Genomic DNA, 22392 nt, shown 5'->3' with positions numbered 1-22392 from the left:
AAAGTTTATCTGTTCAATCTGTTCAATCCGTTGACCCTTCTTAAGCGTAAATATTTTCCCACAGCGCCTCGGGCGCAGGGTTCGGGCTTTCTTCGGCAAAGCGCACGGCGGCGGCGGTTTCTTCTTCCACCTGCGCCTCCATCGCGTCCAGTTCTTTCGCGGTGGCGATTTTTTTCTTGGTCAGATGATCGTGGTATTGGCCGATGGGATCATCTTCCTGCCACTTCTTGATCTCGTCCGGTTTGCGGTAGCGTTCGGGGTCGCCCATCGAGTGGCCGCGAAACCGGTAAGTCATGGCTTCGAGGAGGAAGGGGCCTTTGCCAGAGCGGGCGTGTTCCAGCGCGGCGGCGGTGGCTTCCTTCATCGCCAGCAAATCCATGCCATCCACGCGGGCGTTGGCCATGTCGTAACCCAAAGCCTTCTGCCTAATTTCGCCCACCGCCGAAGCGCGCTCGACCGCCGTACCCATGCCATACTGATTGTTCTCCACCATCCACACGATGGGCAGTTTCCACACTTTGGACAGGTTGAGCGACTCGTGGAAGTAACCGATGTTGGTCGCCCCGTCGCCCATCATGCAAATGATGACCGAGTCGTTGTGCTGGTATTGAAATGAAAGGGCCAGGCCGGTTGCCAGCGGCAAATGCGCGCCCACAATGGCATGGCCGCCCCAGAAATGTTTGCTCACGTCGGCCAGGTGCATCGAGCCGCCCTTGCCGCCCGAACTGCCGGTGGCTTTGCCCAGCAGTTCGGCCATCACCACCCCGGCCTCCATGCCAACCGCCAGCGCAATGCCATGATCGCGATAGGCGGTGATGATGTGATCCTGTTGCTTCATGGCCGCCACCGCGCCCACGCCCACCGCTTCCTGCCCGATGTACAAATGCAAAAAGCCGCCGATCTTGCCCTGCTGGTAAAGCTCGGCGCACTTCTCCTCAATGCGGCGAATCAGCACCATTTGCTTGTAAAGCCGCAGATAATCGGATTTCTCCATTGAACAGAACCTCGTCTATACAGAATGATAGGCGGGCTACTTACCGCCCGCCTACAATTTGGCGGATTGCGAAAAATACAACACAAAAAGTCCAAATTAGTTGCCGCCAACGGGCGATTATACCAGTCTATCCGCCCCTCGCCGCGACTAACAAAACCGGAAACCGGAAACCGGAAAAGTATTAGTCGCTTTCGCGCGTATAATCATTGATCCTCATGCCCGCCAGTCCATTTTCACGCCGACGTTTCCTGCGGACTCTGCTGACCACCGGAGCCGGACTGCTCGCCGGTTGCGCGGCCCCGACGCAACGGCCCAGCCCGACCACTTCCTCAACGGTTCAGCCGCCAACCTCGACCCCAAGCCCGACTCTCACCCTCACCCCGACTGCCACTTCAACGCCAACTCCGTCCCCAACCGCCACGCCCGCGCCGTCCGACCTCATCAAGCAAATCGTCGTCTTCATCCAGGAAAACCACACCTTCGACAGTTTGTTTGCCGGCTTCCCCGGCGCGGACGGCGAATATGCCGGGCAGGATTGCCCTGATGCTTTGTTCGCCGATCCGCCGCATCAACATTACCACGCCTTCGTGCCGGGCGGAGCCACCACCGCCGAAGCCGCCTGCTCTTACAACGAAGTCACTGCACCGATCTACTGGCAGTTGGCCCGCGAGTTCACTTTGTGCGACAAGTTCTTCGCCGACGTGCGCGGCCCGTCGCATCCCAACTATCTCATGCTCGTCGCCGCCCAGTCGCCTATCGTCAACACCCCATTTCCGAGCGATGTCTGTCCCGACTTCTGCCTCGACATCTCAACTCTGCCCGACCGCCTCGACCCGCGCGGCTTGACCTGGCGCGATTATGGCGGCATCTTCACTGACATCAAAAGCAAAGCTGGCCGCCCGGAAGCGATGGATCGTCAGGATGCGCAATTCTTTCTCGACGCCGGACAGGGCACTCTGCCCAACGTCTCGTGGCTTAACTCATCCTTCCTCGAAGGCGGCCTCGAAAAGAGCGGCCACCCGCCGGCCAGCCTGTGTGACGCCCAAACTTACGCCGTTAAAGTGTTGAATGCGTTGATGAGTAGCCCGCAATGGCCGACGACGGCGGTGTTTTTGGTGTGGGACGATTGGGGCGGCTTCTACGATCATGTTGAGCCGCCGACTATTGAAGATTGGAAGGATGGCACGTCGTTTCGTTACGGACATCGTGTGCCGTGCCTGGTCATCAGTCCTTACGCCCGGCGCGGCTACATCTCGCACGAGCTTCACTCGCACGTCAGCACCTTGCGCTTCATCGAAACGATATTCAATCTTGACCCGCTCACCGAACGTGACGCCGAAGCCAGCGACATGTTGGACTGCTTCGATTTTGCCGGCCCGCCCGGCCCGCCGCTCACCCTCACCCCGCCCGATTGCCCGGCCTGAAATAGCGGGAAAACCCTGCTTTGTGCGTTGATCGTCGCTGATTTTTTTCAGAAATATCTGCGCCAATCTGCGCGCTTCGCGTCTGCGTTCCAATCTCCGACTCGTTTCGCCTTCGTCGCCAAAGACCCTGACTTCAAGGACGTTACGCACGAGTTCACCTTTCGCGCCCAGGATGGCGTAACATTGATGGAACGCACTGTCAGGGCTGGCCTGCCGCCGCTCGTCGCCATTGCCTTTCGGGCCATCATCAATCCATTAAATTTTCAGGGGAGGTAGGCGTAAGAATCAGCTGAGCCAATAAGTCGTTTCTCATACCCATTTGCCTCAACCAGCCATAAATCGTTGTTACCGAATCTTTCCTCAAGGCGATAGTCACCTGACAGGGATTCGTACAGAATTATTATGTCGGGATGAGGGTTAAACGTGTACTCAGGCGTGGGTATTGGCGCTGTATAGGGGGTCAGAGTTTGGGTTGTGGTATCAAAGAGTAGAAGAGCACCGCCTTCGCTAACCGGGTCAGGCCCGCCAAATATGCCGAAAACTTGCTTTTGATAGGGGATTCGTCGGACGATGAGGTTGCTGCTGAGCCAGCTCACTGGATAGAAATTGTAATCTGAAGATGTCAACAACGGCTTGTTGACGCCTGTATATGAGTCGACTTGCCAGATTTCAGCCGGGCCGGGCATCCAGGAATTGGATTCGAAGTTTCTGGTAGTTATGGCGATAAACTGATCCAGATCAGGCGGCAGAATTTCGTAACGGTTGTAAATCAAATTGCATGGTTCAGCACCCCAGTGAGGATTAATTTCATAGGCACCAGTGACGGCTCCGTAGTGGAAATCTTTTGCCGCGTTATATGCATGAATGTTATACTCTTGTACGGCAACAACCTCAGGGTAAAAGGGCCCGCCCACAATTGCGCAAAGATCATCCTTTGACCAAACGCCTTCATCGTAATGAGCGCCAAGGCTTCGATTGATTCTGGTTTCGGGATTGTATAAATATAAGCACTCAAGCGGTATGCAGGTTTCAATGTGAAGATAGCCATAACCGCTTGAGAGCCAACGGACGCCTTGAACGTAACTGCTGATGTAATTGGTATCAATACTTTGTATGTCAACTGCGAGGAAATATTCGCAGTTTGCTAAGTCAACCATCCACAGCGAACCTTCTCCTCCTATAGCAAGCCAGCGCCCATCTGGCGAGAGAATTCCGCCACCAGGACACATTTGCCTTCCAGGCTGAGGGAAATTCGTAATTTCACCTGTCGCCAAATCAAGAACAAGGATAGTGTCTCCGCTCTCTTCTGTGTAAAGGATCTTGCCTGTTAATACAGCAGTCGGTGTCTGCGCAGGCTTGGGGGTGGGTGATATAGGCGGCATTGTTGGCGTGGTTGGTGCCTGGGTAGGCTCAGGGGTGGGTGAGGCAGGCGGTAATGTCAGCGTGGCTGGTATTGAGGAGCGAAGAGTTGGGGTTGGAGACAAGTCTGGAATCGTAATTGGTGCCGGAGCAACCAAATCGACTTTTGTGCATGAAGACAGGATGAGGGAAATAACAACAAAGGAGTTCCAATTTTTTGCTATTATGAACATGCCATGATTATACTCTCTGGCGAGTGAGAAAAAATCGCGGCTCCATCGGAGCCGCGAACCAATCCAAAAATCCAAATTCTCAAATCCAAAATCAATACATCGGCACTTCCGGGTCAACCTCCCGCGCCCAGGCCAGGATGCCACCCTTGAGGTTCTTGAGCTTGCGAAAGCCCGCGCCGCGCAGAAGTTCAAGGGCCTTGCCTGAACGCCCGCCGGTCTTGCATTGCAGAACGATCTCCTGGGCCGAGTCCAGCTCGTTCATGTGGGCGGCCAGCGAGCCGAGCGGGATCAACTCTGCGCCTTCGATGTGGGCGATCTCCCACTCGTGCGGCTCGCGCACGTCAATCAGCCGGAAGTTTTTCACCCCGCCGCTGGCTTCCATCTTCTGCCGCAACTCCTTCACGGTGATGTCCCAGCCTTCGCCGGAGCCAACGTCGCCCTGATGGTCGTTCATCGGCATGCCACAGAACTGCTCGTAGTCAATCAATTCGGTGACGGTCGGATGATCAGAACAAACCAGGCAGTTGGGGTTCTTGCGCAATTTCACCGTGTCGAACGTCATCGCCAGCGCATCGTACAGCAGGAGCCGACCCACGAGCGAGTCGCCCGCGCCGATGATGAGCTTGATGGCTTCAGTAGCCTGGATGGTGCCGACCGTGCCGGGCAGGACGCCGAACACGCCGCCTTCGGCACACGAGGGGACGAGGCCGGGTGGCGGCGGCTCTGGGAACAGACAACGGTAGCACGGCCCGTGCTCGGCCCAGAAGACCGAGGCCTGTCCTTCAAAGCGGAAGATCGAGCCGTAAACGTTTGGCTTGCCCAACAAGACGCACACATCATTGACCAGATAGCGTGTGGGGAAGTTGTCCGTGCCGTCAATGATGATGTCGTAGGGCCTGGCGATTCTCATCGCCGTGGCCGAGGTGAATAGCTCGTTGTAGACATCCACCCGAATGTCGGGGTTGATGTCCAGTATCCGGTCGCGGGCCGACTCCACTTTCAACTTCCCGATGGTAGACGTGCCATGCACGACTTGTCTCTGCAAGTTGCTGGCGTCCACCACGTCGTAATCCACCAGGCCGATGCGGCCCACACCGGCGGCGGCCAGATACATCGCCAGCGGCGACCCCAGACCGCCGGTGCCAACCAGCAATACCGAAGCGGCCTTAAGTTTCTTCTGCCCGCTCAAGCCCACTTCGGGCATGATCAGGTGGCGCGAGTAGCGTTTGATTTCTTCGTGACTCAACTCAACCGAGTTGGGGTCAATGTGTTCGAGCGCGATGCTCATGATACTTCTCCATTTTTTGACAACGGATGAAACGAACGAAGCGGATTTGTTTTGATTTTATCCGTTGTCAGATTCAAAGCCCGGCCTCAGTTAGTTGTCGCTCCAGCTTTTCGGCCCGGGTCACGCCCGCGTTCAGGAAGCGCGGTTGGCCGCCCCGGTCGAGAATGAAGGTGGTGGGCACGCTCAACACGCCCCAGTGGTCAGCCACTTCGGGACGCTCCTGAGCATCAATTTTAATCACCTGCATGTCGCCGCCGTGCGCCTTTGCCACCGACTCAATCGCCGGGCCTTGAACAGTGCGGCACGGCACACACGTCGGCGTGGTGAAGTATAGGATCGTGGGCAGGCCGGGGCGGGCCGCCTCCAGACCCAGGGTTTTGTTCCTGGCCCGAAGCAGAGTCACCCGCGACAGGAGCAGGAAGGCGGCCAAACCGGCGAAACATATTGCCAGGGTGATGAGAGTACGAGAAAGAACGTCCATTGTTTCTAATCAGAATCAAACCATCAGCCAAACGTCAAACGTGAAACGACATGTTGGGGAGTCGTTTGTCGCTTGACGTTTGTCGTCACGGTTTTTCAATCGGCGCCCCGACGAGGTTGCCCCACTCCGTCCACGAGCCATCGTAGTTGCGGACGGTCGGATAGCCGAGCAGGTAGGTGAGCACGAACCAGGTGTGCGACGAACGTTCGCCGATGCGGCAATAGGCGATGATGTTCTGATCTGGCTTGAGGCCGTTCTCGACTTCGTACAACTGCTTCAGGTCTTCCGCCGACTTGAAGGTGGCGTCTTCGTTGACGGCTTTGGCCCAGGGGATGCTCTTGGCGCCGGGAATATGGCCGCCGCGCAGAGCGCCTTCCTGTGGGTAGGCTTCCATGTGCAAAAGTTCGCCGGTGAACTCTTTGGGTGAGCGCACGTCCACCAGTGGGCGCTTCTCGTTGACGTGGGCCAGCACCTGGTCGCGATAAGCCCGAATCTTGTAGTCGGCGCGTTCCTGAGCGTGATAGCTGGCCGCCGGGTAGGCCGGCATTTCCTTGCTCAGTTCGCGGCCCTCGTCAATCCACTTTTTGCGTCCGCCGTTGAGAATCTTGGCGTTGGGGTGGCCGAAGAGTTGGAACACCCAGAAGGCGTAGCAGGCCCACCAGTTGTTCTTGTCGCCGTAGAAGACGACGGTGGTGTCGTTGCCAATGCCTTTGCCGGCGCACAACTTTTCAAAGCCTTCGCGGCCCAGGTAGTCGCGCCGCACTTTGTCGTTCAGGTCGGCCACCCAGTCAATCATCACTGCGCCGGGGATGTGGCCCTGGTCATACAACAGAATATCCTCGTCGGACTCGACGATCCGCACCTTCGGGTCCTTCAAATGTTCGGCCACCCATTGGGTGTCCACCAGTGCTTCGGGTCGGGCATAGTTGCTCATAGCAAGTCTCCTTTTTTCTTTGACAACGGATTGAACGAATATAGCCGCCGGATGTTGGGTGAGCCGTGGGCGCACCATAAAATCCGGTCGGGGACAGGCCAGCCATTGCTGGAGAATACGTCGGTCGTAAATTTTATTGCCGCCATGCGAAAGTCGGCTTCCACTACGCTTCCGGTCAGCCAACCGGTCACCCGCTTCCCATTCTCAAAATAGGTGCAGTTGACTTCGGCAGTTTCGCCAACATTGAATTTCTGGCGTGGCACTTCTTATCTCGGCTTGGTTCCCGGAAACGTTCCAGGCGGCGGCGCTTTGACGAAGCCGGGAACGTGGACGCGATTGAGCCAGTAGTAGACAAAGCACCCCACGCAGAATCCGCCAAACAGGTTCAAGGCGGCCAGCCCGATGACGATCCACGACAGCGCCCAGCCGAGGGCTGTCGCACCGGCCCACAACGAAATGACGCTGCCGATGACGAAGGCCGCGCCCAGTCCTTGCGAGAACAGATGCGGTTCCGGGTTGTCGGCCACCACGTCGGGCTTGATAACGCCTCTGGCCTTGAGCAAATCGTAGACAGGCTTGAAGCCCGGCTTGCGCAGGGCCGTGCCGAGAGTCATGACGACCGCCACGAACGCGGCCAGCCAGACGTTGTTGAGCACAAAGGCGGCGATGAGCAGGGCGATGATGAAGGTCTGGTTGACGCGCAGGGCAGAGTGGTCTACTTTGCTGTCCACGCCGCCGGCCACCGAAGGCACGATGCGTAGCTGATCGGCTTCTTTGAGCGGCGTACTGATACCTTGCAGATGGCGGACATCGTCCTGGCCGAGGAAGACGTTAACGAAGGCTCGCAGTTCACCTTTGTCGTTGTAAAGGTGCTGGCGCAGATTGGGGTGGCGGACGGTGAGGTCGCCCAGGGCTGCGCCGACGGTTTCACCGGCGACGGCGATTTCGGCGTTGTTGCCGGCGTAGGGCCGGAGGGGAGTTGGGATGCGGATGGTTGGCATGATTGAAATTGCTCCTTGATTAATGTCTCTCGCGTCAAACGTCAAACGACAAACGTGAATGCTTGACGTTTGACGTTCGCGTTCTTTTCGCGGGCTGTGCCTCACGTTTGTTGGATGGCTTCTTCTGTAAATTTATTTCTGTCATCGCTCAACACCCACGAGTGGGCATCGGCGGCCTGGCCCTTTTGCACCGAGACGATCAGGTACGAGTACCAGGGCAGAGCGTACTCACGATCATATTCCGAGGCCTGGGCCGGGTGATCGGGGTGCGAGTGAAAGACGCCGATCACCTCCAAGCCAAGCTTTTCGGCTTCGAGTTCGCCCTGCAACATGTCCTGGGCGGTGATCAGGTAGCGGTGATATTGCTCGCCGGACTCGAAGTTGTTTGCGAATGGCAGAACGGCTTTCACCGTTTTGGCCGACTCGGTTCCATTGGCTTGGCCCAACAACAACCCGGCGCCCTCGTTTGGGTAGGCGGCTTGCAGGTGGGCGATGATCTGCGCATAAAGCTCGACTTGGATGATAAGCGACATAGAGATTCAACACGAAGACACGAAGGCGCAAAGACACAAAGTCTTCTTTGTGGCTTGGAGCCTTGGTGGCTTTGTGTTACAAGCTTGTCCCCCAGAACCGCTCCGACAAATACTTGAATCCGGCGTCAGGAAAGACGGTGACGACAACGCCTTCACTGAGGGTGCTTGCCACTTTGAGGGCGGCCACCGTCGCCGCGCCCGCCGAAATGCCGACGAACAAACCTTCTTCACGCGCCAGCCGCAGAGTCATGCACTGGGCCTCTTCAGTGTCCACTGCGATGTTCACGTCGGCCAAACCTTCGTCGTAGATGCCCGGCTTGATGGCGCTGTCCATGTGTTTCAATCCCTCCAAGCCGTGAAACGGCGCGTCGGGTTGCATGGCGGCCAGTTGAATGGCCGGGTTGTATTCTTTGAGGCGGCGGCCCGTGCCCACAAACGTGCCACTCGTCCCCAGCCCGGCTACAAAGTGAGTCACCTGGCTGTCCGTTTGAGCGATGATCTCCGGGCCGGTGCCAAAGTAGTGCGCTTGCCAGTTGGCCGTGTTGTTGTACTGGTTGGCGTAATAGTAACGATCGGGTTGCTCTGTCGCCAGCCGCCGGGCTTCGAGAATTGCGCCGTCCGAGCCTTCGAGCGGGTCGGTGATGACGACTTCCGCGCCGAGGGCGCGCAGGATGGCGAGCCGCTCCGGGCTGGCGTTGCCGGGCACGGCCAGGGTGACGCCCAGACCGCGCGCCGCGCCGAAGGTGGCATACGCGATGCCCATGTTGCCCGAAGTCGAGTCCAACAGGCGTTGGCCTTTAGCCGGGTTGAGCTTGCCAGTCTCAATCGCGTCGCGAATGATACTTTGCGCCGGACGGTCTTTGACCGAGCCGCTGGGGTTGAACCATTCGGCTTTGGCGAACACTTGAACGGTCGGCAGCAGGTTGGCCGTCACCCGGTTGAGACGGATGAGAGGCGTGTTGCCGACGCGAGATTCAAGCGTGTCGGGTTCTGCGTAGAGGAAGTTAATTCGGGGTCGAGTAAGCATTTTTAAGCAAAAAGGCCAAATAGCGAAAAAAAGAGCGGAACGCAAAAGCTCCATCGGAAAGGATTGCTTTTCCGGGGATGCGCCCACTCTTCGCTATTTGGCCTGGTGATTTTTGGGTTTGGTCAGAAGCGAAGGTGGGTTAGCGCCCCCGCTCCATACACATGCAAACCAGCATAATTGTGTGCTTCATAAGTGTTTTGGATTATATCGCCCGAATTTAGCCTGTCAAGACCAATAATCTTAGAGTTTCGTAAGCAGGTTGCACAAGGCTTTTTTCGATATAACACCTGTATTGTCTGGCGGCGGGCCGAAACATTACAAACTCATTTGCCAATTACGGCTCCTTATTCTAAAATCAGACAGAAGCAATCGGGTTTTGTTTGTCTCATCATTCTCAACGATAGGTCAGGAGGAATTTCATGTCCAAGTCAGAGTCTCCAAGCGGCTCAACCAAGACGATAGTGGCCGCCGTCATCGGCGTTTTGCTGATCGGAGCCAGCATCTTCTTCGTCGCCGCCATCAACAACAAAGCGGGCGGCTCGCCCGGCTTCTTCGGCACGCGGGCCAGTCTCTTCGCCGACATCAACCTGGTGGCCGAAATTATTTTGCTCCTCGGCCTGGTGGTGGGCTACGGTTTCGCCCGGCAAGGCAACATCCCTGCTCACCAATACAACCAGACGGGATGGGTTCTCTTCAATATTATTCTCGTCATCTTCATCATGGGCGGCGCTTTTGGCCGGCAGGTGATTCCCGGCATCCCGGCCCGGCTTATGCAAGCCTTCACCCTGGTCTCGGCCATTCACGGCGTGCTGGGCCTTATCACTATTCTGTGCGGTATCTACATTCTTCTGCGGATGAACAAGCTTCTGCCAGCCGCGCTCCGCATTTCGTGGTGGAAGAACTTAATGCGGATCACCCTCGGCCTGTACTGGCTGGTGGGGCTGTTCGGCTTTGGCACGTACTACGTGTGGTACGTTGCTCCGCGCGAAGAAGTGGCGGTTTCCACCCCGGAACCGGGCGTGGTCGCCGAAGGCGGCAAAGTCACCCTCCCGCTGGCAAATTACGAGTTTGTCCCCAAAGAATTGACGATCCCGGTTGGCACAACCGTCGTCTTCCAGAACTTCGATCCCGACGCGCACACGGCGACGTTCGACAACGACGAGTTTCCGGCTTTCGGCTTCCAGCAAGGCTCCACTAACGAGATCACGTTCGACAAAGTGGGCGACTATCAATACTACTGCGAATATCATGGTTCACCCGGCGTGAGCGGGATGGCGGGCGTGATCCACGTGGTGGAGGCCGGGGCGGTGGCCGCCCTGCCGACCTCGGTGACGATCCCGACCGAGACGCCGCAACCCACGCCCGTGCCGTTTGAAGTCCAAATTCTCAGCGTCAACGGCGCCGGAATCTTCCGCGACGCCTCGGCTCGCAACGACTCCTTCCAGCTTTCGCTCTCCGGCATGCCGACCGGAATCAACGGCACGTTCTTTGCCTGGCTCACCGGCGGAGCCAACACGTCGCCCCTGCCGCTCGGCGCGTTCCCGGCTGATGCCGGCAACAACGCCCAATTCATCTATCTGGACGGACACGGCGACAACCTGGTGGCAAAGTATTCCGGCTTCATCGTGACGGTGGAAGCCGCTGGATCAACGCCGGCCAACCCGTCCGACCAGATCGTGTTTGGTGGCCGCATCGCCGACGACGTGCTCGGCCCGGCCCGCGCCCTGCTGGCTGTTTCTGGTGACGCCCCGAACAACACCGGCTACGCGCTCGGCCTGCTCGACCAGGCCGAAGAGTTGACTCACCACACCAGCGAACTTAACAACGCCGCCCAAAACGGCGACCGCAATTCAATGAACCGGCATATCGAGCACATGTACGCCATCATTAGCGGCAAGGGAAGCCCGGATTACATTGACTTTGACGGCGACCAGTTTGTGGACGACCCCGGCGACGGCTTTGGCCTCCTTACCTACGCCGACCGCATCGAAGCGCAGGCCAACGCGGTGCTGGCCTCGGCCAACACTTCGGACAACGCCAAGGCTCAGGCCCAGAAGCTGATCACCGTCGCCGGCAATATTCGCACCTGGTCGAAGCGCCTGCTTGAGCTTGGCCTGGGCGCGCACGAAGCCAAGACCGATGATGACCGCAAGGCGCACACAACTGAGATTCCGGGCGTTGCCGGGCAATTGCTCACCGGCATTGACGCGAACGGGAACGGCACGGTTGAGGCAACCACCGAAGAAGGCGGCGCGTTTACGCTGTACTTCAACGCTCAAGACATGGCCGGTGTCGGTGCGCTGGCCGAAGCCGACCTGGCGGCCCTGCCCACGCCTGCGCCGCCCACCGCCACGCCCGAGCCAGGCATCACACCCTCGCCCACTGCCACCGCCGGCCCCACCGCCACGCCCGGCCCGGTGACGGTTACCTTGCGCAACTTCGAGTTTGTGCCAACCGAGTTAACCGTCCCGGCTGGCGCCAAGATTGTCTTCTCAATTCTCGACAGCCAGCACGGGCCGTACCTGTCGTTCCCGAACAGCATAGACATCGCCGGCTTTGACGCCGGTACGCTCAATCCCGGCCAGACGACCTCCATCACCTTCAGCAACCCCGGCACGTTCACCATTCGTTGTGGCGTCCACCCGAACAAGATGGTGATGACCTTGACGGTGACAGCGCCGTAAGCTGGACGACAGACGGTGGACGAACGACGAATCATCGTCTTCCGTCCGTCGTCTATCGTCATTCATCTCAACCGAGCCGCCTCTCCCGTGAGAGGTGGCTCGTTTTGTTTCGAGTACAATAACGGCCATGTCGAAATTTAATAGCACTCTGATCGTCGTCGTCATCACTCTGGGCGCGATTCTGCTGGGCATGATCATCTGGGCGATTGTCGTCGTTTCCAATTCTGACGCGCCGGTGGTCATTACTCTGCCGCAGGAATTGACTCGGATCGCGGCTCAGGCCGGATCGGCGACTCCGGGCGAAGATGAACTGCCAACCTCAACGCTTGCGCCGACGGTTGAGCCGACTCTGTTTGACTCCCCGACGGAGACGCTTGCCGCCCTCGCCGACACCGCCGCGCCTCTTCTTCCAACCGACACCTTCGTTCCGACCATAGCCGCCTCGGCCACCAACCCGGCCACTTACGTTGTGCAGTCGGGCGACACGCTCTTTCAAATTTCGCTTCACTTCGGTATCACCGTGGACGCTCTCAAAGCGGCCAATGGTTTGACGACGGATGCGATCTTTCCAGGGCAGTTGTTGAAGATTCCTGGATTGGGAACAGCCGTTGTTTTGCCAACCGTCACGCCGACGTTTCGTTTGGCGTCTACAGCCACGCCCGCCGCCACCTCAGCGCCGGGTCTTCCTACTTCCACTGTTGCCCCAACTGTGACGGTTGCCCCGGCAACCGCGACGACGGCGGTGATTTCAGTCGGTGGGCTAGGGCCGGTCATCGGGCCGAGTCCAACGTGGTCAGTTTTTGCCTTTCCAACCAGAGCGCCAGCGTCCGGCCCAACTAAATTGGGTTTTCACGTCACGCTCAATTCGGGCGGCATCTTGGATTATGTGGCCGCCGTTCGCCCGCCGGTGATGAAGGGCGTGGACGACATTGGCTTTCTCAAGGATGTCAAACAGCTTTCGCCGAACACGATCACCATTGGCCGATTCGTGGTGCCACAGGAGAACATTGGCGGCGGCGACGCGGCCCAACGGGCGATTGATTTCGTGAATGAGCAACTGCCGCGCTATTTGCAACACAAGGATTACGTGAATTACTGGGAAGGCTGGAACGAGGTGACTTATCCGAATTACGAATGGTACGCCCAGTTCGAGGCGGCGCGGGCTTGCGAGATGCAGAAGCATGGCTTGAAGGCCGCCATCGGCGCGTTCTCCACCGGCACGCCGGAACCCTGGCAGTTCGAGGCTTTCGTTCCGGCGATTGAGGCGGGCATTCGTTGTGGCGCGATTTTGACGACGCACGAGTATGGCGCGCCGACAATGTATTTGTGGTGGGGGCAGGGCCTGCCCGAAAGTTACGGCCACCCTCCGGTTCCGGCCTATTTGGATCGCGGCCCGCTGGCCGGGCGCTATCGCTTTTTGTATCGCGACATTTTGTTGCCACGCGGCCTGAACATTCCGCTGGTGATCTCGGAAGCCGGCATTGACGGCGGGGCGGGGGCGGGCCAGCGGCCCGGCTATAGCAATGCGCAAGGCTGGATGGGCTTCTGGGATTACTGGGGCTCGGATTTGGGCGTGACCGACCCGACATCTTTTTACGTGGATCAGTTGGCCTGGTACGACAGCCTGCTCAGGCAAGACTCGTACGTGATCGGGGCGACGATCTTCAATATCTCTGGCGGCTCGTCGTGGCAATCATTCGACGCCGCCGGCATCATTCCGAAATTGACGGAGTATGCGTTGATGTTGAGGTGAAGAAGAATCATCCGATTGACAGACCTGATAATCTGGCTAAAATATCAACAATTCGATTTATCCGATAAATCAGATGAAGCTTAGTGAACTCGACTCCGACTTTCTTCGCCATATTGTTTCCAGCGGCTATCAGCCAGGAAATCAGCTTCCGACATTGGGCGACCTCAGCGACAAACTCAATATCAGCGTAGGCAAATTGCGCGAGCAAATGGAAGTGGCTCGAAGTCTGGGCATTGTGGATGTGCGCCCGCGAACCGGTATGAGGCTGGAGGTCTACGACTTCCTGCCCGCCGTTCGCTACAGCCTGCTCTTTGCCCTGGCCACCGACCCCGATTACTTCCAACACTTCAGCGCCCTGCGCAACCACATCGAATCAAGTTTCTGGCACGAGGCGGTGGCCCTGCTGACCGACGACGACAAGCAAGAACTCAAAACCCTGATGCAGTCAGCCTGGGCCAAGTTGAATGGGGCGACGATCCAGATTCCGCACGCCGAGCACAAGAATCTGCATCTGCTGATCTTTAGCCGCCTCAACAACCCGTTCGTCAAAGGCCTGCTGGAGGCATATTGGGAAGCCTACGAAGCGGTTGAGTTGAACCTGTTTTCGGATTATCAGTATTTACGCGAAGTGTGGGACTATCACCAACGCATTGTCGACTCGATCCTCGAAGGTGACGCCGACTCGGGCCGGGCGTTGTTGAACGAGCACACCAACCTGCTTCGCCACCGCGTTATGCCCGAAGAACGAAATGGCATGGCGGCGGCCTGAATTTAAACGTATTTCGTATTGCACAAGAATACGGAATACGCAATACACAATGGACTCTATCGAGAATAAAGCCAAGCCCGTCAGTCCTTTGGTCAATTTCCGATAAAGTTTAATACGCATTACACCCAAGGAGTTTTTTGAAATGACCATCGCTGAAACACAACCCAACCCGGCCCGAACAAAGGCGGGCGAACCGGTGGTGAACGATTTTTCGATCACCATCGCCACCAAAAACGGATCGGGCAGTCAGACCGCCAACGCCACCCTCCTGCGCGCCTTGTTCAAAATGGGCATCCCGGTGAGCGGCAAGAACCTGTTCCCGTCCAACATTCAAGGCCTGCCCACCTGGTACACAATTCGCGCCAGCAAAGAGGGCTTCATCGCCCGCCGCCAGCGCGCCGAAGTTCTGGTGGCAATGAACAAAGCTACGGTGCTTGACGACGTGCAGAAGCTGGAATCGGGCGGCGTGTGCGTGTATTCCGATTCGCTCGGCTATACCCCGAACCGCGACGATATAACCTTCTATAAGATTCCGGCGGGCAAACTGGCCGATGCTTCAGGTCTGGCCGGCAAGCTGAGAGGCTACGCCGAAAACATGGCTTACGTGGGTGTGTTGATTTACCTGCTGGGCATCGATCTGGAAGAAGTCAAGGCCGCCCTCACCTGGCAGTTCAAAGGCAAGGCCAAAGCCATCGAGCCGAACATCAAGACGATTAACGCCGCCATTGACTGGGCTAAAGAGACTCTCACCAAGAACGACTCGTTCAAAGTCGAGCGCATGAATAACACCGGAGGACTCATTATGATTGATGGCAACACCGCCGCCGCCCTCGGCGCGATTTACGGCGGCGTGTCGTTCGTGGCCTGGTATCCCATCACGCCCGCCACCAGCCTGGCCGACGCCCTCAACTTTTATCTGCCCAGCTTGCGCACCGATCCTGAAAACAAGACGCCGACTTACAGCGTCGTTCAGGCCGAGGACGAACTGGCCGCGCTGGGCATGGTGCTCGGCGCCGGGTGGGCGGGCGCGCGCTCCATGACGTCCACCTCCGGCCCCGGCATTTCGCTCATGAGCGAGTTTGCCGGCTACGGCTACTTCGCCGAAATCCCCGCCGTGATCTGGGACATTCAACGCATGGGTCCCAGCACCGGCTTGCCCACGCGCGTCTCACAGGGCGATGTGCTCCCCACTTACTTTTTAGGCCACGGCGACACGAAAAATGTGATCCTTCTGCCCGGCTCGGTGAAGGAGTGCTTTGAGTTTGGCTGGCGCGCCTTCGACCTGGCCGAGCGTTTGCAGACGCCGGTCTTCATTCTCAGCGATCTCGACATTGGCATGAACCAGTGGATGAGTGAGCCGTTCGATTATCCTGAAGGTGAAATGGATCGCGGCAAAGTGTTGACGAAAGAAGATTTGGAGCGACTCGGCGGCAAGTGGGCGCGATACCGCGACGTGGACGGCGACGGAATTGGGTGGCGGACCCTGCCGGGCACCGATCATCCAATGGCGGCCTACTTCACCCGTGGCACCGGCCACACCGAAATGGCTACTTACAGTGAACGCCCCGAAGACTGGGAGAAGAATATGGAACGGTTGGGCCGCAAGTTTGAGACGGCCCGCAAGTTGGCGCCCGCCCCGGTTGAAGATCGAGTCGAGGGCGCTGAAATCGGCCTCATCGGCTACGGCTCGACCGACCCGGCCATCATTGAGGCCCGGAGCCGGCTGGCGGCCAAAGGCGTCAAGACTTCTTACCTGCGCCTGCGCGCCCTGCCGCTCTCCGAGTCCGTCGAATCGTTCATTCGCGCTCACGACCGGGTTTACGTGGTGGAATTAAACACCGACGCTCAGGTGGCGCAGTTGGTGCGCCTCGACGCGCCCGAACTGGCGGGCCGAGTGTTCCCGCTTAATCACAACGACGGCTTGCCGCTGACGGCCCGCTGGATTGTTGAAGCTTTGGAAAAGATGGAGGCCTAAGATGACAACTGTAAATGCTCCCAAAAGCAACACAAAGGTAAACAAGCTCGGCCTGGAGAAGGCCGTTTACAAAGGGCTGGAGTCTACGCTGTGCAACGGCTGCGGCCACGACTCGATCTCGGCTCGCATTATTGATGCTTGCTTTGATCTGGGCATCCGCTCGGAATTCATTGCCAAGTTCAGCGGCATTGGCTGTTCCAGCAAAAGCCCGGCTTACTTCCTCAGCCGCTCGCACGGCTTCAACTCTTTGCACGGGCGCATGCCGTCGGTAGCCACCGGGGCCATGGTCGCCAATCGCGAACTCACCGGCATCGGGGTAAGCGGTGACGGCGACACCGGCAGCATCGGCTTCGGCCAGTTCAAGCACGCCATTCGCCGCAACGCGCCGATGGTTTATATCATCGAGAACAACGGCGTGTACGGCCTTACCAAAGGCCAGTTCTCAGCCACGTCCGACGTCGGCCAGGAATTGAAGCACGCAGGCATCAATGAATTGCCGCCCATTGATTTGTGCCTGGAGGCGATTGTGGCCGACTGCGGTTTTGTGGCCCGCTCTTTCGCCGGCGACCCCAAGCAGGTGACGACTCTGCTCAAGGCGGCGCTCTCGTTCAAGGGCACGGCGGTGCTCGACATCATCAGCCCGTGTGTGACCTTCAACGACAAGGACGAGTCGACCAAGTCCTATTCGTGGGGCAAGGCTCACAACGAGCACGTCATTGACGCCACCTTCGTTCCGTACTTTGAAGAGATCATAGTAGACTACGCGCCCGGCGAGGCCAAAGAAGTGGAACTGCATGACGGCTCAAAGATTGTGCTCAAGAAGCTGGATCGCGCGCACGACGCCACCGACCGCATGGCCGCCATCAAACTGCTGGAAGAGGCCAAGCACAAGCAACAGTTCATCACCGGCCTGATCTACATTAACCAGTCTCGCGCCGACCTGCGCGAACAGGAGCACCTGCCGGAGACGCCGCTGGTTCACCTGCCCGCCGCCAAACTTCGCCCGTCGAAAGACTCGCTGGTGAAGTTGATGGAGGGGATGAAGTAAGGGCGATTCATGAATCGCCCCTACAGTAACGCCGCCCCGACGATGTGTTGGGGCGGTTTTTATTTTCGGGGGCGGCATCTAATCCGCCACCTGCCTTTGTTCTTTGCATTGTCTTTAATTCTGCTGGGGAGGTTTCCCGGCAGAGGCAGGGCAACTTAGAACCAAAGACGATGGTCGGATTAGATTGCGCTCTCATGACACTATTGCCCTCGCTCCAACTCCGAGTACAATACCGTCATGCTCCTCAAACGAGACACCCTTTACGACGAATTTGGTTATCAACCCCAAACATGTGCAATTTGACGCAAATAGTTCGATAGCATATAATCTCGTCGTCTCATATTTTGTAACCAATCACATTTGCTCGCTGTGTTTGCCAGCGGAGGAGTAGTTGGGACTGTGAAAATACGCCGCCCCCTCATCATTATTGCAATCGCTCTGTTCGTCCTTCTTGTGGCGCTTCCGGTGATGGCTCAGCAAGGAGAGCCTTGCACCACTTGCCCCGTCTCGTTTGACACCCCCTCTGTTCTTGATCCAGCTTCCGATTACGCCGCCGAGTCGGCCAAGCTCTTCTGGTTCGTCTTCTGGATCGCCACCGGCGTGTTCGTCCTGGTCGAAACACTGCTCATCGTGGCTGTGTTTCGCTTCCGCAACCGGCCGGCCAGCGAGGCGGTGCAGATTCATGGCAACACCAAACTTGAAATCCTGTGGACATCCATCCCGGCGCTGATCCTGGTGGTGCTGTTGGGATTCACCTTGCGCTCGATGGCGGTGATTCGCGCGCCGGTAAAAGGCGAACCGCTGAAGGTGGTGGCCGTCGGCCACCAATGGTGGTGGGAGTTTCAATACCCCGACCTGGGCGTCATCACCGCCAACCAGATGATCGTGCCGGTCGGCCAGCCCATTGAAATGGAACTGCGCTCGGTGGACGTTCAACACGGATTCTGGGCGCCGCAATTGTTTGGCAAGATGGACGCTGTGCCGGGCCGCACCAACCGCATGAGCTTCACCGTCACCGAGGCCGGCGAATACGGCGCGCAATGCACGCAAATGTGCGGCGAGCAACACGCCCAGATGCGGTTTCAGATCATCGCCACGCCTGCCGGCGAGTTTCAAACGTGGGCCGCCGGGCAACAACAGGTTCCGCCTCCGCCCGAAGGCGAAGCGGCGGTTCGCGGCCAGGAAATTTTCCTTCTGCGTTGCTCGGCCTGTCATACTGTCGGCGGCACCGTTGCCGCCGGGCGGGTCGGCCCCAACCTCACCCACGTTTCAGGGCGCGACTTCATCGCCGGCGGCATCATGCCTCGCACCGACGACAACTTGAGGCAATGGGTGCAAAATGCCCCCTCTTTCAAACCCGGCACCCTCATGCCCGATTTTTCGATCATTCTCTCGCCTCAGGACATGACTGACATAGTGGCTTACCTGTCAACGCTCAAATGACTCTCCAGACCCTAAGGGTCTTGGAGACCCTTAGGGTCTGACTACTGGAGAACACACTAATGGCAACTGCATCACACACCCTGCCCGGCGCCGGCGCGCCCACCGGCTTGCTCAGTTGGCTCACCACCGTTGACCACAAGAAGATCGGCATCCTCTATCTTTACACCACCTTCTTTTTCTTCATCATCGGCGGCCTCGAAGCCCTCACCGTCCGCACCCAACTAGCCTGGTCGAACCTCAAGTTCATCTCGGCTGACTTGTACAACCAGGTCTTCACCATGCACGGCACGACGATGATCTTCCTGGTGGTGGTTCCGATCCTGGCCGGGTTCGGCAACTACTTTGTGCCCCTGCTCATCGGCGCACGCGACATGGCCTTCCCCAAGCTCAACATGCTGTCGTACTGGCTTCTGCTGGCGGGCGGTATCGTCCTCAACGCCTCCTTCCTGTTGGGCGGCGCGCCCAATGCCGGCTGGACGAGCTACGCGCCGCTCTCGACCGCCGTCTATTCGCAGGGCACGTCCATTGACTTTTGGATCATCGGCTTGTTGCTGGGCGGCACGTCGTCCACCCTCGGCGCCATCAATTTTCTGGTGACAACCATTACCATGCGTTGCCCGGGCATGAAGATGACCGAACTGCCGATGTTCGCCTGGTCAATGGTCGTCACCTCCGTCATGGTGCTGTTCTCCACGCCGATGATCACCGTAGCCCTCTTGCTGTTATTCCTCGACCGCAACTTCGGCACGGTGTACTTCTCGGTTCCGGGCGGCGGCGACCCCCTCATCTGGCAAAATCTGTTCTGGTTCTATTCGCACCCGGCGGTGTACATCATGGTTCTGCCGGCCATGGGCATCATCTCGGAAGTTTTGCCGGTGTTCTCGCGCAAGCCTCTGTTTGGTTATCAGTTCATCGCCTGGTCGTCGGTGTTCATTATGATCCTCGGCTTCTCGGTCTGGGCGCACCACATGTTTCAAGTGGGGTCGCCGCTTCAGGTGGACACCTTCTTCGCCACGGCCAGCATGATCATTGCCGTGCCAACCGGCATCAAAATTTTCAACTGGATCGGCACGATGTGGGGCGGGGCGCTGAAGCTGACAACAGCCATGCTGTTTGCCATCGGTTTCATCGCCATGTTTGTCATTGGCGGCATCACCGGCGTGTCGCTGGCGATTGTGCCCATCAACTGGCAGGTTCATGATACTTACTATGTTGTCGGCCACTTGCATTATGTGCTCTTTGGCGGCTCCATGTTTGGCATCTTCTCCGGGCTGTATTACTGGGGGCCGAAGATCACGGGCCGCAAGCTGAATGAAACGCTGGGCAAGTGGCATTTCTGGCTTCACACCCTCGGCTTCAACCTGACCTTCTTTGGCATGCATATTTTGGGATTGTTGGGCATGCCGCGCCGCATCTACACTTACGCCTCGGGCCAGGGCTGGGATGTGCTCAACCTGATCTCGACGATTGGCGCGTTCACGATTGCCTTCTCGGTTCTGCTGTTCATTGTCAACTGGTTTGTCAGTCTCCGCTCGGGCGAGGTGGCCGGTGACGACCCGTGGGGCGGCGCCACCCTGGAGTGGGCCACCTCCTCACCGCCGCCGGTTCACAACTTCGACAAGGTTCCAACGGTGAAGGGCCTTAACCCGCTGTGGGCTGACGCGCACCCGGGCGAACAGTCACACTACTAAACTGTCTGATGAGACAGCACTTGCTTGATTACGTGAGCCTGACCAAACCGCTGATCGTGGCGTTGTTGTTGCTGACGACGCTCTCGGCGATGTTTGTGGCCGCCGGGGCCGTGCCGCCTTTGCCGCTCATGGGCTGGACGATGCTGGGCGGGGCGCTGTCGGCGGGCGGGGCCAGCGCGCTCAATCAATATTTTGATCGCGAACTGGACGCGAAGATGGCGCGCACCGCGCGGCGGCCCATTCCGGCTGGCCGTATTCAGCCGAGCCGGGCGCTTGCTTTTGGATTGGCGCTGAGCGCCCTGTCGCTTGTCGTTTTTCTTCTGTTCGTCAACCTGCCGGCGGCTTTGCTCTCGCTGGCCGGCAACTTGTATTACGTGCTCTTCTACACGCTCTGGCTCAAGCGGGCCACGCCGCAGAACATCGTCATTGGCGGGGCGGCGGGGGCCATTCCGCCGTTGGTGGGCTGGGCGGCGGCTACGGGCAGTGTTAATGTGGCGGCCCTGTTCTTGTTCGCCATCATCTTTTACTGGACGCCGCCGCATTTCTGGGCGCTGGCTTTGCTCAAACGCCATGAGTACGCGCGCGGCCAGATTCCGATGTTGCCGGTGGTATGGGGCGAGGCCGAAACCCGGCGGCAGATTTTTCTATATTCGCTGATCGTGGTGGCGCTCACGCTTCTGCTTACCCCGGCGCGAGTCACCGGCCTGTTTTATTTGGGCGCGGCGGCTTTGCTAGGCCTCATCCTGCTGATTCACGCTGGCGTGCTTCTGCGCGGCGGCACCAACAAGCAAGCCTGGCGCATGTACAAATACTCAAGCTACTATCTCGCTCTGCTCTTTCTGGCGATGGTGGTGGATCGAATCGCGACGTAAATGACAAATAGCAAGGAGATCGTTGCATGTCTGAAATGACCGAGCATCACGGCCACGACGAAATTCATGTGCCTGGCCCAAGCGTTTGGCCGTTAGCCTTCGGGGCAGGTTTCATCATTTTGGCTTTTGGGGCGGCGCTCAATTTAGATGTTGTCCTGAAACAATACAACCTTGATCCGACGACGCTTCTTCCTGGTTGGCTGACTCCGGTTCTGGTAAAGCAAATATTGACGAGCATTGGCGGAGTCGTATTGGTATTCGGCCTTGGCGGCTGGCTGGTTAGCAACATTCGCGACCGGGCGCACGGGCCGTCCATCACACCGGAGATCGCGGCCAAGATGGGGATGTGGATATTCCTCGGCTCGGAAGTGTTGTTCTTCACCGGTCTCATTTCGACTTTCTTGTTGCTTCGCGCCCGCTCAACAGTTGAAGCCGTCGAGCCGCTGGTGAGCAGTATTCCCCTCGTCTCGCTCAACACTTTTATTCTGCTGACCTCCAGCCTCACCGTGGTGCTGGCCCACGACTCGGCGGCCAGAGGCAAGAAAGGCCTGCTCAACCTCTTCCTGCTCCTGACCGTGATTCTGGGCGCGACGTTCGTCAGCCTGCAAGGGGTTGAGTATACGCGCCTCTATGCAGAAAACCTGACCTGGACGGGCAGTGGCCTGGGAACCGGCTTCTTCACCCTTACCGGCTTTCACGGCTTGCACGTCATCATCGGCGTCATCTGGTGCCTCTCGATCCTGCCCCGCGCCCTGCGCGGCGGCTTCACCGAGAAAGAGTACGGCGGCGTGGAAATCTTTGGCTTGTACTGGCACTTCGTTGACATCGTCTGGATTTTGTTGTTCACCATCATTTATTTGATGCACTAACTGTAGGGCGATTT

Annotated in this window: 19 protein-coding genes and 1 pseudogene; 10 read left to right on the top strand and 10 right to left on the bottom strand. The window is 58.1% G+C overall.

The genetic code is table 11. The features are described 5' to 3' along the window. Nucleotides 1-40: 40 nt before the first annotated feature. The gene (pdhA, locus tag HYZ49_12040) at nt 41-994 is read right to left on the bottom strand and encodes a pyruvate dehydrogenase (acetyl-transferring) E1 component subunit alpha (protein ID MBI3243013.1); all 954 of its coding nucleotides are present in this window, start codon (nt 992-994) and stop codon (nt 41-43) included. A 215-nt stretch (nt 995-1209) separates the two neighbouring features. Between pdhA and HYZ49_12035 the strand changes: the two genes are divergently transcribed. Further along, nucleotides 1210-2418: a hypothetical protein gene (locus HYZ49_12035; GenBank protein MBI3243012.1), complete on the top strand. Its 1209-nt coding sequence runs from the start codon at nt 1210-1212 to the stop codon at nt 2416-2418. Nucleotides 2419-2681: 263 nt separating this feature from the next. Here HYZ49_12035 and HYZ49_12030 read toward each other — a convergent pair whose 3' ends face one another. From HYZ49_12030 to HYZ49_11990, 9 genes and pseudogenes are all read right to left on the bottom strand, one after another. After that, complete coding sequence (locus tag HYZ49_12030) at nt 2682-4010, bottom strand: hypothetical protein (protein ID MBI3243011.1); 1329 nt, start codon at nt 4008-4010, stop codon at nt 2682-2684. Between the two features lie 91 nt (nt 4011-4101). After that, nucleotides 4102-5298, bottom strand: a complete 1197-nt coding sequence (gene moeB, locus HYZ49_12025; GenBank protein ID MBI3243010.1) for a molybdopterin-synthase adenylyltransferase MoeB — start codon at nt 5296-5298, stop codon at nt 4102-4104. 73 nt (nt 5299-5371) lie between these two features. Continuing rightward, on the bottom strand, nt 5372-5779 hold the full coding sequence (locus tag HYZ49_12020; GenBank protein ID MBI3243009.1) for a thioredoxin family protein: 408 nt from the start codon (nt 5777-5779) through the stop codon (nt 5372-5374). An 85-nt stretch (nt 5780-5864) separates the two neighbouring features. Next, nucleotides 5865-6713 (bottom strand): sulfurtransferase, encoded by an 849-nt coding sequence (locus HYZ49_12015; protein MBI3243008.1) that lies wholly within the window; start codon nt 6711-6713, stop codon nt 5865-5867. Beyond that, nucleotides 6710-6976, bottom strand: coding sequence for a hypothetical protein (locus HYZ49_12010; GenBank protein ID MBI3243007.1), 267 nt, complete (start codon nt 6974-6976; stop codon nt 6710-6712). The genes HYZ49_12015 and HYZ49_12010 overlap by 4 nt, the downstream gene beginning before the upstream one ends. 3 nt (nt 6977-6979) lie before the next feature. After that, the gene (locus HYZ49_12005; GenBank protein MBI3243006.1) at nt 6980-7468 is read right to left on the bottom strand and encodes a DUF4395 domain-containing protein; all 489 of its coding nucleotides are present in this window, start codon (nt 7466-7468) and stop codon (nt 6980-6982) included. After that, nucleotides 7445-7714, bottom strand: a pseudogene (locus HYZ49_12000) (MoaD/ThiS family protein). The gene HYZ49_12005 and the pseudogene HYZ49_12000 overlap by 24 nt, the downstream one beginning before the upstream one ends. Before the next feature lie 101 nt (nt 7715-7815). Then, complete coding sequence (locus tag HYZ49_11995; protein ID MBI3243005.1) at nt 7816-8247, bottom strand: M67 family metallopeptidase; 432 nt, start codon at nt 8245-8247, stop codon at nt 7816-7818. 76 nt (nt 8248-8323) lie between these two features. Further along, a complete protein-coding gene (locus HYZ49_11990) occupies nt 8324-9274 on the bottom strand; it encodes a cysteine synthase family protein (GenBank protein ID MBI3243004.1) in 951 nt (316 codons plus the stop codon). 419 nt (nt 9275-9693) lie between these two features. Between HYZ49_11990 and HYZ49_11985 the strand changes: the two genes are divergently transcribed. From HYZ49_11985 to HYZ49_11945, 9 genes are all read left to right on the top strand, one after another. Continuing rightward, nucleotides 9694-11958: a cupredoxin domain-containing protein gene (locus HYZ49_11985; GenBank protein MBI3243003.1), complete on the top strand. Its 2265-nt coding sequence runs from the start codon at nt 9694-9696 to the stop codon at nt 11956-11958. A gap of 190 nt (nt 11959-12148) precedes the next feature. After that, nucleotides 12149-13711 (top strand): LysM peptidoglycan-binding domain-containing protein, encoded by a 1563-nt coding sequence (locus HYZ49_11980; GenBank protein MBI3243002.1) that lies wholly within the window; start codon nt 12149-12151, stop codon nt 13709-13711. A 73-nt stretch (nt 13712-13784) separates the two neighbouring features. Beyond that, nucleotides 13785-14480 carry a FadR family transcriptional regulator gene (locus tag HYZ49_11975; GenBank protein MBI3243001.1) on the top strand — a complete coding sequence of 232 codons (696 nt, stop codon included), beginning with the start codon at nt 13785-13787 and terminating at the stop codon, nt 14478-14480. Between the two features lie 142 nt (nt 14481-14622). Further along, nucleotides 14623-16455, top strand: coding sequence for a 2-oxoacid:acceptor oxidoreductase subunit alpha (locus HYZ49_11970; protein ID MBI3243000.1), 1833 nt, complete (start codon nt 14623-14625; stop codon nt 16453-16455). A 1-nt stretch (nt 16456) separates the two neighbouring features. Next, nucleotides 16457-17503, top strand: a complete 1047-nt coding sequence (locus HYZ49_11965; GenBank protein ID MBI3242999.1) for a 2-oxoacid:ferredoxin oxidoreductase subunit beta — start codon at nt 16457-16459, stop codon at nt 17501-17503. Nucleotides 17504-17902: 399 nt separating this feature from the next. Next, nucleotides 17903-18946 carry a cytochrome c oxidase subunit II gene (gene coxB, locus HYZ49_11960; protein MBI3242998.1) on the top strand — a complete coding sequence of 348 codons (1044 nt, stop codon included), beginning with the start codon at nt 17903-17905 and terminating at the stop codon, nt 18944-18946. 59 nt (nt 18947-19005) lie between these two features. Beyond that, a complete protein-coding gene (gene ctaD, locus HYZ49_11955; protein ID MBI3242997.1) occupies nt 19006-20637 on the top strand; it encodes a cytochrome c oxidase subunit I in 1632 nt (543 codons plus the stop codon). An 8-nt stretch (nt 20638-20645) separates the two neighbouring features. Continuing rightward, nucleotides 20646-21509, top strand: coding sequence for a protoheme IX farnesyltransferase (locus HYZ49_11950; protein ID MBI3242996.1), 864 nt, complete (start codon nt 20646-20648; stop codon nt 21507-21509). A 26-nt stretch (nt 21510-21535) separates the two neighbouring features. Then, the gene (locus HYZ49_11945) at nt 21536-22378 is read left to right on the top strand and encodes a heme-copper oxidase subunit III (GenBank protein MBI3242995.1); all 843 of its coding nucleotides are present in this window, start codon (nt 21536-21538) and stop codon (nt 22376-22378) included. Nucleotides 22379-22392: the final 14 nt, after the last annotated feature.

The organism is Chloroflexota bacterium, assembly GCA_016197225.1.
GTDB lineage: Bacteria > Chloroflexota > Anaerolineae > Anaerolineales > VGOW01 > VGOW01.
This window is presented reverse-complemented; position numbering and strand designations above follow the sequence as displayed.